This window comes from Bradyrhizobium guangdongense (assembly GCF_004114975.1).
In the GTDB taxonomy this organism is placed as follows: Bacteria; Pseudomonadota; Alphaproteobacteria; order Rhizobiales; family Xanthobacteraceae; genus Bradyrhizobium; species Bradyrhizobium guangdongense.
In genome coordinates this window covers 6,976,095-6,990,989 of sequence record NZ_CP030051.1, presented here as the reverse complement: position 1 = coordinate 6,990,989, position 14,895 = coordinate 6,976,095, and the positions used below count along the sequence as shown (strand labels likewise).

15 protein-coding genes are annotated in these 14,895 nt (G+C 64.1%); 5 read left to right on the top strand and 10 right to left on the bottom strand.

The window, feature by feature from the left end; translation table 11 throughout:
* Positions 1-143 precede the first annotated feature (143 nt).
* Entirely contained in the window at positions 144-1,037 is an 894-nt protein-coding gene (locus X265_RS33515) for a transcriptional regulator GcvA (RefSeq protein WP_128968703.1), read from the bottom strand.
* A 110-nt stretch (positions 1,038-1,147) separates the two neighbouring features.
* On the opposite strand from X265_RS33515, the gene X265_RS33510 reads away from it, so the two are divergent.
* Together X265_RS33510 and X265_RS33505 are read left to right on the top strand one after the other, a co-directional pair.
* Complete coding sequence (locus X265_RS33510) at positions 1,148-1,351, top strand: DUF1127 domain-containing protein (protein WP_128968702.1); 204 nt, start codon at positions 1,148-1,150, stop codon at positions 1,349-1,351.
* A gap of 67 nt (positions 1,352-1,418) precedes the next feature.
* Positions 1,419-2,042 carry a GNAT family N-acetyltransferase gene (locus X265_RS33505; RefSeq protein WP_128968701.1) on the top strand — a complete coding sequence of 208 codons (624 nt, stop codon included), beginning with the start codon at positions 1,419-1,421 and terminating at the stop codon, positions 2,040-2,042.
* A gap of 172 nt (positions 2,043-2,214) precedes the next feature.
* Here the strand turns inward: X265_RS33505 and X265_RS33500 are convergent, their stop codons facing one another.
* Positions 2,215-3,045, bottom strand: a complete 831-nt coding sequence (locus X265_RS33500) for an enoyl-CoA hydratase (protein ID WP_128968700.1) — start codon at positions 3,043-3,045, stop codon at positions 2,215-2,217.
* A 137-nt stretch (positions 3,046-3,182) separates the two neighbouring features.
* Positions 3,183-3,884, bottom strand: a complete 702-nt coding sequence (locus X265_RS33495; RefSeq protein ID WP_128968699.1) for an SDR family NAD(P)-dependent oxidoreductase — start codon at positions 3,882-3,884, stop codon at positions 3,183-3,185.
* 220 nt (positions 3,885-4,104) lie between these two features.
* On the opposite strand from X265_RS33495, the gene X265_RS33490 reads away from it, so the two are divergent.
* Positions 4,105-5,889 (top strand): acyl-CoA dehydrogenase family protein, encoded by a 1,785-nt coding sequence (locus tag X265_RS33490; RefSeq protein ID WP_128968698.1) that lies wholly within the window; start codon positions 4,105-4,107, stop codon positions 5,887-5,889.
* 76 nt (positions 5,890-5,965) lie between these two features.
* Complete coding sequence (locus X265_RS33485; protein WP_128968697.1) at positions 5,966-7,054, top strand: Zn-dependent alcohol dehydrogenase; 1,089 nt, start codon at positions 5,966-5,968, stop codon at positions 7,052-7,054.
* Between the two features lie 178 nt (positions 7,055-7,232).
* Here the strand turns inward: X265_RS33485 and X265_RS33475 are convergent, their stop codons facing one another.
* The 4 genes from X265_RS33475 to mbfA all read right to left on the bottom strand — a co-directional run bounded on the left by X265_RS33475 (position 7,233) and on the right by mbfA (position 11,195).
* A complete protein-coding gene (locus X265_RS33475; protein ID WP_128968695.1) occupies positions 7,233-8,705 on the bottom strand; it encodes an amidase in 1,473 nt (490 codons plus the stop codon).
* Between the two features lie 92 nt (positions 8,706-8,797).
* Positions 8,798-9,325, bottom strand: coding sequence for a cytochrome b (locus X265_RS33470; RefSeq protein WP_128968694.1), 528 nt, complete (start codon positions 9,323-9,325; stop codon positions 8,798-8,800).
* Between the two features lie 31 nt (positions 9,326-9,356).
* Positions 9,357-10,214, bottom strand: a complete 858-nt coding sequence (locus X265_RS33465) for a hypothetical protein (RefSeq protein ID WP_128968693.1) — start codon at positions 10,212-10,214, stop codon at positions 9,357-9,359.
* A 9-nt stretch (positions 10,215-10,223) separates the two neighbouring features.
* A complete protein-coding gene (mbfA, locus tag X265_RS33460) occupies positions 10,224-11,195 on the bottom strand; it encodes an iron exporter MbfA (RefSeq protein WP_128968692.1) in 972 nt (323 codons plus the stop codon).
* Positions 11,196-11,381: 186 nt separating this feature from the next.
* On the opposite strand from mbfA, the gene X265_RS33455 reads away from it, so the two are divergent.
* Complete coding sequence (locus X265_RS33455) at positions 11,382-12,104, top strand: hypothetical protein (RefSeq protein WP_128968691.1); 723 nt, start codon at positions 11,382-11,384, stop codon at positions 12,102-12,104.
* A 147-nt stretch (positions 12,105-12,251) separates the two neighbouring features.
* Here X265_RS33455 and X265_RS33450 read toward each other — a convergent pair whose 3' ends face one another.
* The 3 genes from X265_RS33450 to X265_RS33440 form a co-directional block, all read right to left on the bottom strand.
* The gene (locus X265_RS33450) at positions 12,252-12,632 is read right to left on the bottom strand and encodes a hypothetical protein (protein WP_128968690.1); all 381 of its coding nucleotides are present in this window, start codon (positions 12,630-12,632) and stop codon (positions 12,252-12,254) included.
* 111 nt (positions 12,633-12,743) lie between these two features.
* Entirely contained in the window at positions 12,744-13,892 is a 1,149-nt protein-coding gene (locus X265_RS33445; RefSeq protein WP_128968689.1) for an alpha/beta hydrolase, read from the bottom strand.
* 121 nt (positions 13,893-14,013) lie between these two features.
* On the bottom strand, positions 14,014-14,883 hold the full coding sequence (locus tag X265_RS33440) for an MBL fold metallo-hydrolase (RefSeq protein ID WP_128968688.1): 870 nt from the start codon (positions 14,881-14,883) through the stop codon (positions 14,014-14,016).
* Positions 14,884-14,895 lie beyond the last annotated feature (12 nt).

Here is a 14,895-nt window from a genome sequence, read left to right as displayed (position 1 = left end):
GAGCGTTTACTCCCTTTCGAGACGTGGCCGGACCGGAACTCATTTCACGGCAAGGCGACAAATTGCTGCTGCGGCAATCTGGCTACCCCTCTCGCGCGGGACGTTGCGAGTCAACCCATTTCGCGGCGGAAGCTGATGATTTTTCAGGCTTTATTCTGGGTTGCGGCGACCATCCATTGGCGAAAGGCGGCGAGCTTCGGCGCCTCGCGGCGGCCCTCCGGCGAGACCAGATAGAAGCCGGCGTCCGCCGGCAGCGCGATCTTGAAGGGCACCACCAGCCGGCCCTTGGCGATGTCATCCTGAACGTAGGAGGTCCGGCCCATCGCCACGCCCATGCCGTCGATCGCCGCCTGCACCGTCATGAAGGTCATGTCGAAGGTGATGCCGGGCTGCCGTGAAATGCCGGCGGGCAGGCCTGCCGCCGTCAGCCAGAGCCGCCAGTCATCGCTGTTGTTGGTATGCAGCAGCACATGATCCTTCAGGTCCTCCGGCGTGCGCAGCGATTTGTCGCTGCGAAGGAGGGAGGGACTGCACACCGGAAACAGCTCGTCCGCCATCAGCCACTCGGCGCGAACGCCCGGCCACTGGCCGCGGCCGTAGCGGATCGCGGCATCGACATTGTCGCGCTGGAAGTCGACGAGGCTGGTCGAGGTGGTGATGCGGACGTCGATGCCGGGATGGGTCTCCTGGAAATCGGTCAGACGCGGCAGCAGCCATTTCGCGGCCAGTGAAGCGATCGTCGAGACCGTCAGCACCCTGTCGTCGTCCTTGCGCAGCAGCCGGTCGGTGGCAAGGCGGAGGTCGTTGAAGGCGGCGCGGACACCGGGGAGATAGTCACGCGCTTCGGGGGTCAGCGCCAGCGCGCGGTTCTGCCGGATGAACAGGCGGATGCCGAGCTCCTCCTCGAGGCGCCGAATCTGATGGCTGATCGCGGTCTGGGTCACGTTCAGCTCGCTTGCGGCCAACGTGAAGCTGAGATGGCGCGCGGCGGCCTCAAAGGCCCGCAATCCGTTCAGGGAAGGCAATCTGGCAGTCATTTGGCAGCAGGATACATGAGCTTAATTCATGCGAAGGAGTACAAATTGTCGTTTGTCGCAGCGCACTCACAGGCAGATATTAGCGGTCAAGTTAGCTCAAGGAGCTGAAAATGTCTACGTTGACCGACAATTCGATGACAAATCATCATGCAGCAGGCCTGATCCAGCAGGTTAGTGAGACGCTCCATCTCTGGCATGAGCGCTATCGCAACAGGCGCGAACTGACCAACTGGACCGCCCGCGATCTGCACGACGTTGGTCTGTCCTGGTCCGACGTTGCCTACGAGGCTGACAAACCCTTCTGGCGGGCCTGATGGCCGCCAGGCCGGCGCCGCCTGAGCACAGGGGCGCCGGCGGTCCCTCGTCTCCTGGGCACGCATCATGGGCACTTATCGTCTGGAAGACCTGAAGCAATATTCCGATACGTTGCGCACCCGCGACGGAGAGGCGATCAACGTTCGCTTCGTCGAGCCCCGCGATACCGAGGAGCTTCAACACTATGTCCGTTCGCTCTCGACCCGCTCGCGCTACAACCGCTTCTTCGGTGCGATCAGTGAATTGCCCAAGGGTCTGCTGAACGATTTTCTTCAGGTGGGTGAGCGCGATCGTTTCACCGTGGTCGTCACCAGGATGGTCGACGGCTTCGAGATCATCGTCGCCGAGGCGCGCTATGCCCTGCATGCCGAGACGTCGACGCTCGAATTCGGCCTGTCGGTTGATGACCGCTGGCAGGGCCACGGCATCGCCACCGCACTGATGAAGAACCTCGAATGCCGCGCCGCGGCGCTCGGCGCCGAGCACATGTTCGCCGACACGCTGCGCTCCAACCAAACCATGATCTCGCTCGCGCGCAAATCCGGCTTCGGCTTGGTCAATCATCCCGATGATTGGAAGCTGGTGCGCTTCGACAAGGAGATCCACCGCGCGCCAAAGGACATTCCCTGCGCGAGCTGGCGTCTCGCCGCCCTTTCCCGTCAGGCCGATAGCCCCTCAGCCTCGGCCTGACACGACTGCAAGCCCGGCCTGGCCAAGCCAGAGCCGGGCTTTTTTTTGCGCAGGACCCAAATTCGGCGTGAACCGAGTAGCGCGGATGGAGCGCAGCGCAATCCGGGATTCGTACCGCAAGCGCTGGCGGTCCCGGATTGCGCTGCGCTCCATCCGGGCTACGGATGACCGGCTACTTCCCCGTGAACAGCGCCTTGCGCTTCTCGATGAAGGCCTGCACGGCCTCCTTGTGATCGGCGGTCGTGGTGAGGCGCACCAGCCGCTCGGCTTCGTGATCCCTGGCGGTCTCGAAGTCGAACAGCAGGGCCTCGTCGAGATTGTCTTTCATGTAGCGCAGCGCGAGGCGCGGGCCTTCGGCGAGAGACCTGGCGAGCGCGAAGGCTTCGGTCTGCAATTTGTCGTCGGGCACGACGCGATTGACGAGACCGATGGATTCCGCGCGCGCGGCATCGACACGATCGCCGGCGAACATCAGTTCGCGGGCGCGTGCGGTGCCGACCAGGCGGGTCAGTAGCCAGGCGATGCCGTAATCGCCCGACAGTGCGATGCGGGCATAACCGGTGGCGACAAAGGCCGATTGCGCGGCGATGCGGATGTCGCAGGCCATCGCGATGGCGAGCCCGGCGCCGACCGCGGGGCCGGGCAGCGCCGCGATGGTCGGCTTGCGTACCGAGACCAGCGCGCCGGTGAGCAGCCGCTGCCGCTCCTGCAGATCGGCAATGCGATCCTCCAGCGACATCTCCAGCTTCTTGGGGTCGCGATGCGCGCCCATGCCCTTGACGTTGCCGCCGGCACAGAACGCTTCGCCGGCGCCGGTGATCAGGAGTGCGCCGACATCCGCACTCTCGCCGCAGCTGCGGATCATCGTGCGCAGCGCCGGCGTCAGCGCGTCCGACAGTGAATTGCGCGCCTCCGGCCGGTTCAGCGTGATCACCGCGACGCGGTCGCGGATGACGCAGAGGAGTTCGTTGGTGCCGGTATCGACGATGGTTTCGCTGGTCATGCGGTCTCCTTCTCCTTTGTCATTGCGAGGAGCGAAGCGACCAAGCAATCCAGACTGGTTCCGCCGAAAGATTCCTGGATTGCTTCGCTTCGCTCGCAATGACGGTTGTTGTGACGTAATTGCCTCAAACTACTGTCTCAAAACTTCTCCACCCAGGGCCGCAGCTCGAGCTCCCAGCTCCAGGCGCTGCGCGGCTGTTGCAGCACGTTCCAATAGCTCTCTGCGATCGCATCGGGATCGAGCATCGAATCCGGCTTGTCGGGCGCTTCCGTCCGCGCCGCGCTGCGGATGCCGCCGTCGATGACGAAATGCGCGACGTGGATGCCTTGCGGTGACAATTCGCGCGCCATGCTTTGCGCCAGCCCGCGCAGCGCGAACTTGCCCATCGCGAACGGGGCGGACTGCGCATAGCCCTTGACGCTGGCCGAGGCGCCGGTGAACAGGATCGCGCCATGCTGGTTCGGCAGCATGCGCTTCGCCGCCTGCTGCGCCACCAGGAAGCCGCCATAGGCGCTGACCGCGATCGCATTGGCGACATCGGCCGGAACGAGGTCGACGAACGGCCCGCGCGCGCGGCCGCTGGCGTTGTAGACGACGAGGTCGGGCGTGCCGATCTCGCGCTCGACCAGGCCAAACAGGCGCTCGACCTCCTCGGGCTCCGTCGCATTGCAGGCATAGGCCTTGGCGCCGGTCTCGTTGCAGAGCGCACCGAGCTTCTCGATCTTGCGCGCGGCCAGCGCGACGCGGATGCCTTGCGCGGACAGCAACCGCGCCAGCGAGGCGCTCAGGCCTTCGCCGGCGCCGACGATGAGGGCGACCTTGTATGTCGGGTGTTCCATGGTGTGATCTCCCGGGGACAGGACCTCGTTGATCTAGGCATCCGCCATGCGGACAACCAGCCGGACCGATCACATTCCGCAGAGCGAACTGCTCCTTCACGGCAATCATGCGGCCCTGACGATTTGCGGCTTTATCGCTTTTTGCGACGGGAGCATGATCGACATCATCCCAAGCGGCAAGCGATAAGAATGCCGCCGGACGGAAACGAAGAGGACGATCATGCACGAGCCGCTCACAGCGCAGGCGAAAAGCCCTGCCGCCGCATCATCCGGCCTGCTGGCGCCCGATACCACGGGCATGAATTTCTACCGCGCGGATCCGGCGCTGGCGGACCTGTTGCGCATCCATCTGCCGGAGACGCTGTTTCGCCACATCGAGCCGCATCTGGACCGTCTTGGCGAGCTCGCCGGCGGCCATCTCGACGAGTGTGCGCGGCTTGCCGACCGGCACACGCCGGTGCTGCACCAGCGCGACAAGTTCGGCCGCGACGTGCAATGGATCGAATATCATCCGGCCTATCGCGAGCTGGAGAATGCCGCATTCGGCGAGTTCGGCATCCACGCGCTCTCGCTTCGCAAGGGCATCATGGGCTGGCCGGACAAATATCCCGTCGTGGCCAAGCACGCCTTCACCTTCCTGTTCAACCAGACCGAATTCGGCATGGGCTGTCCGATCAACGTCACCGACGGCTGCGCAAAACTGCTGGCGAATTTCGGCAGCGAGGCCCTGAAGGCGAAATATCTCGACGGCCTGACCTCGACCGACATGAGCAAGCTGACGCAAGGCGGCCAGTTCATGACCGAGAAGGAGGGCGGCTCCGACGTCGGCACGCTGACCACCCGTGCGGTGCAGGAGGGCGAGCATTGGCGCCTCTACGGCGAGAAATGGTTCTGCTCGAACGCCGATGCAAAGGTCGTCATGCTCTTGGCGCGCCCCGAAGGCGCCGGCCCAGGCACGCGCGGCGTCGGCCTGTTCCTGATGCCGCGCTTCCTCGACGACGGCGCGCAGAACCACTACCGGATCGTGCGCCTGAAGGACAAGCTCGGCACCCGCTCGATGGCCTCCGGCGAGATCAAGCTCGAAGGCGCCATCGCCTATGCCGTCGGCAAGCTCGATCGCGGCTTCGTGCAGATGGCCGAGATGGTGAACTCGTCGCGGCTGTCCAACGGCGTCAAATCCACCGCGCTGATGCGCCGCGCCTATCACGACGCGATGACGGTGGCGAAGAACCGCGTGGTGTTCGGGAGCCGCATCATCGACCTGCCGCTCGGCCGTCGCCAGATGCTGAAGATCATGCTGCCCGTCGAGCAGGCGCTGTCGATGAGCTTCCTCACCGCAGATGCGCTCGATCGTGCCGAAGCCGGCAGCCAGGATGCGGCAGCGCTGCTGCGCATCCTGACGCCGACGCTGAAATTCCGCGCCACGCGCGATGCCCGAAAGGTCTGCGGCGATGCGCTCGAGATGCGCGGCGGCATCGGCTATATCGAGGAGTTCGCAACGCCGCGCCTGCTGCGCGATGCCCATCTCGGTTCGGTCTGGGAGGGCACCGGCAACATCGTCGCCATCGATGCGCTCCGGCGCGCCGTCGGACGCCACGGCGCGGAATCCGCGCTCGCTGCCGATCTTCATGCGCGGCTCGACGACAGCGCCTCCGTGCCGCAGGCCTGGCGCGACAATTTGCGCGGTCTGGTCGATCGCGCAGTGCGCTTTGCCCGCCAGGTTGCGGGGAAATCCGAGAACGAGGCCGATGCGCGGCGTGCGACGAGCGTGCTTTATCATGTCGCGAGCGCGGTGGCGCTGGCCTGGGAGGCGCACCGCATCCACGAGATGCGCGGCGATGCGCGCCGCCTGCTGCTGTCGCGGCTGGTAATCGATCACCGAGTGGCACCGAGTGATCCGTTCCGGCTGACGGAAAATGCGACGCAGGCGAAGATCGCCGAGCTGCTGCTCGGTGATCGCACAGCCGGAATGAGCGAGGTTGGCGAACTGGTTCTGGCGGCGTAGGCTGGTCCTCACCTCTCCCATAGGGAGAGGTGGACAGCCGAAGATCCAACGAACAAACAACAACGAGGAAAACCCGATGAAGGCCGCCGTCCTCTATGAAGTCAACCAGCCGCTCGTCATCGAGGATGTCAGCCTGCCGAAGCCGGGCCCGCGCGAGGTGCTGATCCGCACCGCGGTCGCCGGGCTCTGCCACTCCGATTTGCACTTCATGGAAGGCCTTTATCCGCATCCGCTGCCCGCGGTGCTCGGCCACGAGTCGGCCGGCATCGTCGAGCAGGTCGGCTCCGACGTCACTTATGTGAAGCCGGGCGATCACGTCGTCACCTGCCTGTCGGTGTTCTGCGGCACCTGCGACAACTGCACCACCGGACGCACCGTGCTTTGCACCGACACGACGGTGAAGATGCTGCCCGGCGTCTCCAACCGGATGCAATGGTCGAAGCCGGAGAAGCTGCACCAGTTCCTCAATCTCTCCTCCTTCGCCGAGCAGATGCTGGTGCACGAGAATGCGATCGTCAAAATCAGGAAGGACATGCCGCTCGAGCTCGCCGCACTGATCGGCTGCGGCGTCATTACCGGCTACGGTGCGGTCGTGAACACGGCCAAGGTGACGGCCGGCGAGACCGTGGCCGTGATCGGCTGCGGCGGCGTCGGCATGGCCGCGATCAACGGGGCGCAGATCGCAGGCGCCGGCCGCATCATCGCCATCGACACCAATCCGGCCAAGCTCCAGCTCGCGACCAAGCTGGGCGCGACCGACATCATCAATCCCGCCGACGGCGACGTGGTGAAGCAGGTGCGCGACCTCACCAATGGCGGCGTGCATCATTCCTTCGAGGTGCTCGGCCGCAAGGAGACCGCGGAGCAGGCTTTTGCCATGCTCGCCTCCGGCGGCACCGCCACCATCGTCGGCATGATCCCGTTCGGCCAGAAGATCGAGCTGCACGGCTTCGATTTCCTGCGCGAGCGCAAGATCCAGGGCTCCTCGATGGGCTCGAACCACTTCCGTGTCGATATGCCGCGCCTGGTCGATTTCTACCTGCGTGGCCGGCTGCACCTCGAGGACTGGATTTCGGCCAAGCTGAAGCTCAGCGAGATCAACGAGGGTTTCGCCAACATGAAAGCCGGCAAGACGCTGCGCAGCGTGATCGTGTTTGATAGCTAGTAACCGCAATGACGGTGTCGTCGCCCGGCTTGACCGGGCGACCCAGTACGCCCCGGCGGCAGTTGTCCGCACCAACCTCCGCCGCGGAGTACTGGATGCCCCGGTCAAGCCGGGGCATGACAGCGGAATGCGGGGGCTTAGTTCAACTCTCCGCGACACGTGGGCCGACCAGGAGGTCTCAATCCCCGAACATCTTCGGCGGCACGAACCCGCCGAACTCGCGTTCGATCAATTCGGCGAGCTTGAGCGGTGTGCGGTCCTCCAGCCACGGGCCGACGATCTGCACGCCGACCGGCAGCCCATCCGGTGCGAAGCCGGTCGGGATCGCTGTCGCGGGCAGGCCTGGGAGGGTGGCGATGCCGGGCCAGACGAGCTGGTCGGTATAGACGTGCGCCGTGCCGTCGATCAGGATGCGGCGCTGCTCCTGGTCCGGCGAATGATCGTGCGGATAGGCCGGCGTCGGCATGACCGGGCAGATCACCGCATCAAAGGATTTGAACAGCTCGTGCCATTGCGCGCGCAGGCGTGTCCGGCCGCCGCGCGCCAGCAGCCAGTCACGATGGCTGAGCGCGATGCCGCGCAGGCGTTCGGCCTGCAGGCTGTTGTTGCTGGCCGGCAGGGTAGCGGCCGCGGCGGCCGCCCCAGCGTAGAACTCGGGCGAGAAGCTGGCTGCGAGGAACGACAGCAGCATCCGCATATAGAGGCGCGAGGACGCCGCGAAATCCGGCAGCAGCGGACTGCTGCGATCGATCCTGACGCCGGCTTTGGCGAGATTGTCGGCGAGCGTGTTGATGCTGCCGCGTACCGCGGTGTCGGTCGGCAGCACCGGATCGGAATCGATCACGAGAACTCGGAATTCTTTCAGCGAGCCGTGACGCGCGGCCGGCAGCTCGAGCCTGTAAGCCTTGCCGTTGTCGAGCGGGTCGGGACCGGCCATGACATCGAGCAGCAGGGATAGATCGCCGGCACTTCGCGCCATCGGTCCGATCACGGCGAGATCGCGCTCATAAGCTAACGCGGGAGCCGGCGGCGGCGTATGACCACGAGACGGCAATAGATCGAAGGTCGGCTTGTGGGCGTAGACGCCGCAATGGAACGCCGGCACGCGCAGCGAGCCGCCGATGTCCGAGCCGATCGAGAGCGGGCCGTAACCCGCCGCCAGCGCCGCCGAGGAGCCACCGGAGGAGCCGCCCGGCGTGCGGCCGAGATCATAGGGGTTGTTGGTGGTGCCGTAGATGTCGTTGTAGCTCTGCCAGTCGGCGAGGGCGAGCGGCACGTTGGTCTTGCCGAGCACGATCGTGCCGGCATCCTTCACCCGCGTGACAGGCAGGGCATCTTCCCTCGCAATGAAGTCCTTGTGGGCGGGATTGCCCCAGGTCGTAGGCAGGCCGGCAATGTTGTAGGACTCCTTCACCGTCATCGGCAGGCCGAGCAGCGGCTTTCGCTCGCCGCGGGCCAGCGCCGCATCCGCTTCGCGCGCGGCGTCCAGCGCGCGATCGAAATCCCGGACGCAGATCGCGTTGATCTTGCCGTCGTGACGTTCGATGCGGTCGATCGCATCCTGCGTGAGCTCGACGGCCGACACCTTCTTCGCCGCCAATGCGGCCGACAGTTCGACCGCGCTCTTGAAACTCCATTCCGATTTCGCCACGACATGCTCCTGCGCTTCGCTGGTTTGCGATGATGCGCAGTTTTAGCCGATGCCGCAACCGCCGTTTGATCGCGGTTGATCTGTCCGGAATGCTACCCGGGCAGCATCCGCTGCATCACCCGGTCGCGATAGATGAAGACATGCGCCAGCGCGGCTGCGACGTGAATGCAGATGGTGATGAGCAGCGCCCATTCCATCGCCTGGTGGAGGCCGTCGATCGCCTTCCCGGCGGCCGCGTTATCGGACGCGAGCATCGGCAGCGGCACGAGGTAGAAGTACGAGACGGACCAGCCGCGGAAGGACGCAAACAGCCAGCCGGAGATCGTCGTCGCCAGTACCAGCGCGTAGAGCAGCCAGTGGACGGCCTCCGAAGACAAGCGCTGCCAGGGGGGCAGGGAGCTTTCAGGCGCGACCGGATGGGTGAGGCGCCAGACGAACCGGAGCGCCGTCAGCAGCAGGATCGTCAGTCCGATGGACAGGTGGAAGGTCATGCCGGCGCCCGGGCTCATGCCCCGATGGATGTCCGGCATCAGCCAGCCGATCGGATATTGCACGGCCAGCAGGGCGACGATGACCCAGTGGAAGATCTTGGCGGGCGTGCCGTATTGAAGACGGGTCATGAGGATCCCTGGCATTGAAAGGTCGCGCCGGTCAGGGCTGGAAGCCGTGCACGGCAGCATGGGTGAAAGGATTGACTGGTCCGCTCACGCGATCGCCACCGTCCGGTTTCTGGCCCGGCGCCGGAAAGGCATAGCCGATGATGGTCTTGACCACGAGGCGGTCGGACCCCCGCGTCAACCCGTAGCCGACGCCGAAGTTCACGTCGAAGTCGCCGGCCTTGAAGTCGGTGACCGCGAACAGCGTGTGCTGCTGGTCCGCAAGTTTGTCGAAGTTTCCGATCTGGCCGAGGTCGCTATAGTACTCGAAGCCTGCGTACAGATCGTCCCCGAATTTGCGTGCGATACGCGCCGCCGGCGTGAAATGCTGTTCGGCAAACTTGCCGAAATGGACGTCGACGATCGGATTGACGATGAACTCGTACTCGCTGTTTCGCACCCCGATGATGGGACGAATCTCCATCGAGAACCGGGACTGGGAGAATGGCGGCGTCTCGTTGCTGAATTCGAAGTTCACGCCGTAGAAGAAATTGCGCTGTTCGGCGTGCGGCGAAACGAACAGCGTGCGCAGCTTGAAGGCGTCCGAATAGAAGCGCTCGTCCTGGATCGAGAACGGCAGGTAGAGTCCGACCTCCCACCAGTCGGTCACGCCGTAGGCGAATTCCGGGGTGCCGTTCAGGCTGTGATTTGAGGCGAGCCCGCCGGGAAAGGGCGGATTCTTCTGACCGAGCGCGATGTAGTTCAGATGCTGCTGGATCGTGAACTGGCCGACCGCGGCGATCCCGGCGTTGTAGACTTGAATTTCATCGGTCGCGTGCGCGACTCCGCCCAGGGCCGGGAGGGTCAATACCGCCGCAAGGCCTGCTGCGTTGAATGAACGATGTCCCTTCATCGCCGTCGCCTACGCCGCCCCGATCAAGATGCCCACCGCCAGCACGATGGCGCCGCCGAGCACGATCTGGAACACGGCCTGAAGGAAAGGCGTGTCCATGTAGCGCGAGCGGATGAACGCGATCGCCCATAGTTCGAAGAACACGACGACGCAGGCGATCGCGGTCGCGATCCAGAACGCATTGGCCCAGCTGTCGGGCACGAGATAGGGCGCGGTGTGGCCGAGCCCGCCGAGCGTCGTCATTGCGCCGCAGGTGACGCCGCGCAGCCAGGGCGAGCCGCGGCCCGTCAGCGAGCCGTCGTCGGACAGCGCTTCCGCAAACCCCATGCTGATGCCGGCGCCGATCGAGGCGGCGAGGCCGACCAGAAAGGTCTGCCAGTTGTGATGCGTGGCAAAGGCCGCGGCGAACAGCGGCGCCAGTGTCGAGACCGAGCCGTCCATCAGGCCGGCGAGGCCCGGCTGCACATATTGCAGCACGAACATGCGGCGATGGGTGCGATCTTCTTCCGCGCGCACGTCGGAGCTCAGGATCTGGTCTGTCAGTTTCGCAGCGGTCTCCTCGTGGCCTTTCTCGGCTTCCGCGAGATCGCCGAGCAAGCGGCGCACGCCGACATCCTGGGCCTGTTCGGCTGCCTTCACGTAAAAGCGCTCGGCCTGCAATTCCATGGTCTCGACCTCCCTGCGGATGGTGTCGAGTGGCAGGTTCTTGGTGAGCCAGACCGGGCGGCGCTTCAGGAATCCCTTGACGTCCTCCCGACGGATCGGTGGCAAATGCTGGCCGAAGCGTTGCTCGTACATTTCCAGCAGCATGTGCCGGTGGCCGCGCTCTTCTTCGGCCATCTGCTCGAACAGCTTGGCCGAGTCGGGATAGCGTTCCTTCAGATCTTCGGCGAAGCTCATGTAAATGCGGCTGTCTTCCTCCTCGGAGGAGATCGCGACCGCAAGCACCTCGCGCTCGGTTAGATCGGCAAAGTTCTTCACGAATTGGACCTGTTATCAGTTTAGAATGGTTCTAAATCGATATAGGCTGCAATTCGTTCAGGGTCAATTCACGCGCGCCGCGCGAATCCTGACAATCCACGTGCCGCCACGGATGGCGCTTGAGTGCATGGAAACCTGCCCCGAGGTACAGGTTTAAATTCTAGAGTTTGAATGGACGGGTGAATAATGGCCAAGGTCAAGTTTCGTCTGAACGATCCGCGGCTGGCGCCCCGCCGCACCAAGATGGAAATCCCGGGATGGTCCGGCACGCGCGAGCCGCGTGCGAACGGTTCGCGTGAGCAGGTCTGGCATTGCGTGCCGTTTTCCGAGGGCGCGCAATACGGCATCGAGCTGTTCTATCCCTATGACTTCGAGCTTCGTGTCACGACCAGGGATGGCCGTTTGGTCCTCGAGGCCGATTGGGGCGAACCGCCGGAAGGTGGCGCGGAATGGCCGCCGTTTCGCAGGTTTGGCGACGCATTCTATACCTATCAGATCCTGCTCGATCTCAAGGTCGAGAAAGGCATGGCGATTCGGACCGAGCCGCATCCGCGCTTCTATGCCGATCGGACCGACACTGTGCCGATCGCGGTCCCTGCGCTGATCCGCAATTGGTGGCCGATGATGTTCTTTTGCGTCTTCAAGGCGCCGGCCGAAGGCCGAACTCACATCTTCCGGCCTAACGAACCCTTCGCTCAAATCATCGTCATTCCCGAGGAGGCCAACTTCGAGCTCGAGCCCATGGGGGAAGAGGAAGCGGCGGAGCGCGAGCTCCAGGCTCGCCGGATCTACAACAGTCGCCCCAAACTGGCCGCCGGCACCGAATGGACGTCGTCATCCGATACGGTGTTCGACGGCACTTACCGGCATCTCCATCGCGCGGCCAAGGAGAAGGCGCGCAACGAATAAGCGAACGCTGGCGGGCTTGCGCCTCCTCTATACTGCGTGCGGTACCAGCCGCGGGTGCTTCCATCTGGTGCTGCCGGCGGCGACGGCCTCGGCAAAAACAAACAGGACCCGAAGGTCCTGTTCATCGCATTCATGCGGCCGGCGATCTCAATAATAATCGCGGCGGTAGAAGCTGTGATGGTGGTGATGATGATGGTGGTGATGGTGGTAATACCGCCGATACCGCGGCACCACGACCACCGGCGCGTCGTCATAATAGCGGTAGCGCCGATAGAAGCTGTGATGGTGATGATGATGGTGGTGGTGGTGATAGAACTGGGCGAGCTGAACATTCTCGCTCGCCTTTGCCGGTGGCGCTTCATCGATGGCCTGCAGCAGGGCGCTGGCGTTCGCAATCGGCTCCAGCAGGTCGGCATATGAATTCGCCTGCAGAACGTCTGCCGGTGCCGGTGCCGGTGCGGCTTCGACCGCGCCAAGCGTCCCGAGCGCAGCCACCGCGCCCAATAATCCGGCGATTTTCTTGTCCATTTTCATCTCCCATGGTCGCCGGACACAGTTCCGGTATCCCGCAACGTCAGATATTGCCGAATGTTCCCTGAACCCCGGATTAATGCCTTGTGACGAGACGGTGGCGTCGCGTCAGGCCGTTGCGGCGTCGCGGAGGAACTTCAGCAGCAGCCGGCTGACTTCGGCGGGCTGCTCCTGCTGCACCCAATGGCCGGCACCATCGACGAGATGGCAGCCGAGCAGCTTCGTGCAGCCGCGCCCCTGCATCGCCTCGAACACGCCGGGACGTTGATAAGTGCCCCAATCCTGCCTGCCCGAGATGAAGCAGGAGGGCACGTCGATGCTGCGGCCCGAGAACAGCTGCATCTCGCTGTTGAACATGCCAGACGTGACGTAGCGATACCATTGCAACCCGCCCTGGAATCCGGTGCGGCGATATTCGGCGCTGTAATAAGCGAGGTCGCTGTCCGGCAGCCATGTGTTGGCAGCGATGGCCGCCAGCGAAGGCATTTCCTTCGCGACCGTCTCGGCCATGGTCTCACCGAGATCCATCACGTAATACGTCGGCAGCTTTGCGAGTTCGTCCGCCGACCACGACTTCATCGGATGAGGCTTGTTGTCGATCCAGTCGGCGCTTTTGTGGTGATAATAGGCGCGCAGGAAATCATGCACGCCCTGCGGCGCGTGCTGCATGTCTGCGTTCGCTCCGCGTGTCGAATAGTACCATTGATAGTGGATGCGCGGCCGCGGCAGCGCGGCGAGCTCGCCATGCACGGGATCTTCGGCCGCAGGCTGTGCGGGCTTATCGGCCGTGTTGAACGGCAACGCCGGCGCGCCGCCGAACGGCGCACTCATCAGCGTCACCGTGCGAAACACGTCCGGGCGGATCAGCGCACACCAAGCCGCGACCGGGCTGCCGAAATCATGACCCGCCAGGTCGACCTGCGTGTAGCCGAACGCCGACACCAGTGCGAGCGCATCGCGCACGAGGTTGAGCAGTGAGAACGGCGCGAGATCGCCGTCGTAATCCGCGGTCCAGCCCGTGGTACGGCCATAGCCGCGCTGGTCGGGTGCGATCACGTGATAACCGGCCGCCGCCAGCGCCGGCATCACCTTGCGCCAGGAGAAGGCAAGCTCGGGAAAGCCGTGCAGCAACAGGATGCAGCGGCGGCCCTTGGTCTCGAACCCGGCCTCGAGCACATGCATGCGCAGACCGTTGATGCCGTCGACATAACGCGAGCGGATGCCGGCGGGGAGAGGGATATCTGGGAGACCGGCCATGGTGTTTCCTCGTCATGGCCGGGCTTGTCCCGGCCATCCACGTTCTTGTTGCCGTTGATTGTAAGTCCGTGGATGCCCGGGACAAGCCCGGGCATGACGGAAGATACAGTGAGCCGCTAGATCACACCGCCGCGCAGACGAACGCATTGCCCTTGCGTTTGATCTTCCCGACCGACGGCGAGGGGAAATGCGCGGTACAGCACAGCGTGTCGGTGTCGCAATAGCGCTCGAGAAAGCTGCGACGCGTCGTGGCCGCCTTGGCCGGATCGACGTCGAACTTGATCGACAGCTCCGGGTATAGCGTCTGCAAGGGCGAATGCATGAGGTCACCGGAGAACACAGCATCGTCCTTGCCGCGGCCCATGGTGATCGCGACATGGCCGGGCGTATGGCCCGGTGTCGGCAGGATGCGGACGTGGTCGCCGATCTGGTGATCGTTGCCGACGAGCTCATGTCGTTTGGCTTCGACGACCGGCAGCACGCTGTCGGCAAAGGGCGGAATCTCCGCCTTCGCATTCTGCTCGAACCAGTGGTCGTATTCCTGCTTGGCGAAGACGTACCGCGCTCTGGGGAAGGTCGGCAGCCAGCGGCCGTTCTCGAGCCGCGTGTTCCAGCCGACGTGATCGACATGCAGATGCGTGCACATCACGAAATCGATGTCCTCGACGGCAAATCCGGCAGCGTTGAGGCCGCGCAGATAGGTGTCGTCCGTCTTCATGTTCCATTTCGGACGGTTGGGTCGCGGCTTGTCGTTGCCGATGCAGCTGTCGACGAGAATGGTGTGATGCGGCGTCGTCACCACATACGACTGAAAGCACAGCAGCAGCACGTCCTGCTCGTCCAGCGCGCGTGCCTGCAGCATCCAACCCCGGTTCTCGGCCAGCACCTCTGGCGTCAGTCCCGGCAGCATCTCCAGCGCCGGCACGAACGAGGTTTCCTGCTCGATGATGCGATGGATGGTGAGGTCGCCGACCGAAAACTTCAGGCTCATGAGAGCTCCTCG

Coding starts and splice junctions, on each gene's coding strand:
- X265_RS33515 (WP_128968703.1), bottom strand. CDS start 1,037: ATGACTGCCAGATTGCCTTCCCTGAACGGATTGCGGGCCTTTGAGGCC.
- X265_RS33510 (WP_128968702.1), top strand. CDS start 1,148: ATGTCTACGTTGACCGACAATTCGATGACAAATCATCATGCAGCAGGC.
- X265_RS33505 (WP_128968701.1), top strand. CDS start 1,419: ATGGGCACTTATCGTCTGGAAGACCTGAAGCAATATTCCGATACGTTG.
- X265_RS33500 (WP_128968700.1), bottom strand. CDS start 3,045: ATGACCAGCGAAACCATCGTCGATACCGGCACCAACGAACTCCTCTGC.
- X265_RS33495 (WP_128968699.1), bottom strand. CDS start 3,884: ATGGAACACCCGACATACAAGGTCGCCCTCATCGTCGGCGCCGGCGAA.
- X265_RS33490 (WP_128968698.1), top strand. CDS start 4,105: ATGCACGAGCCGCTCACAGCGCAGGCGAAAAGCCCTGCCGCCGCATCA.
- X265_RS33485 (WP_128968697.1), top strand. CDS start 5,966: ATGAAGGCCGCCGTCCTCTATGAAGTCAACCAGCCGCTCGTCATCGAG.
- X265_RS33470 (WP_128968694.1), bottom strand. CDS start 9,325: ATGACCCGTCTTCAATACGGCACGCCCGCCAAGATCTTCCACTGGGTC.
- X265_RS33465 (WP_128968693.1), bottom strand. CDS start 10,214: ATGAAGGGACATCGTTCATTCAACGCAGCAGGCCTTGCGGCGGTATTG.
- X265_RS33455 (WP_128968691.1), top strand. CDS start 11,382: ATGGCCAAGGTCAAGTTTCGTCTGAACGATCCGCGGCTGGCGCCCCGC.
- X265_RS33450 (WP_128968690.1), bottom strand. CDS start 12,632: ATGGACAAGAAAATCGCCGGATTATTGGGCGCGGTGGCTGCGCTCGGG.
- X265_RS33445 (WP_128968689.1), bottom strand. CDS start 13,892: ATGGCCGGTCTCCCAGATATCCCTCTCCCCGCCGGCATCCGCTCGCGT.
- X265_RS33440 (WP_128968688.1), bottom strand. CDS start 14,883: ATGAGCCTGAAGTTTTCGGTCGGCGACCTCACCATCCATCGCATCATC.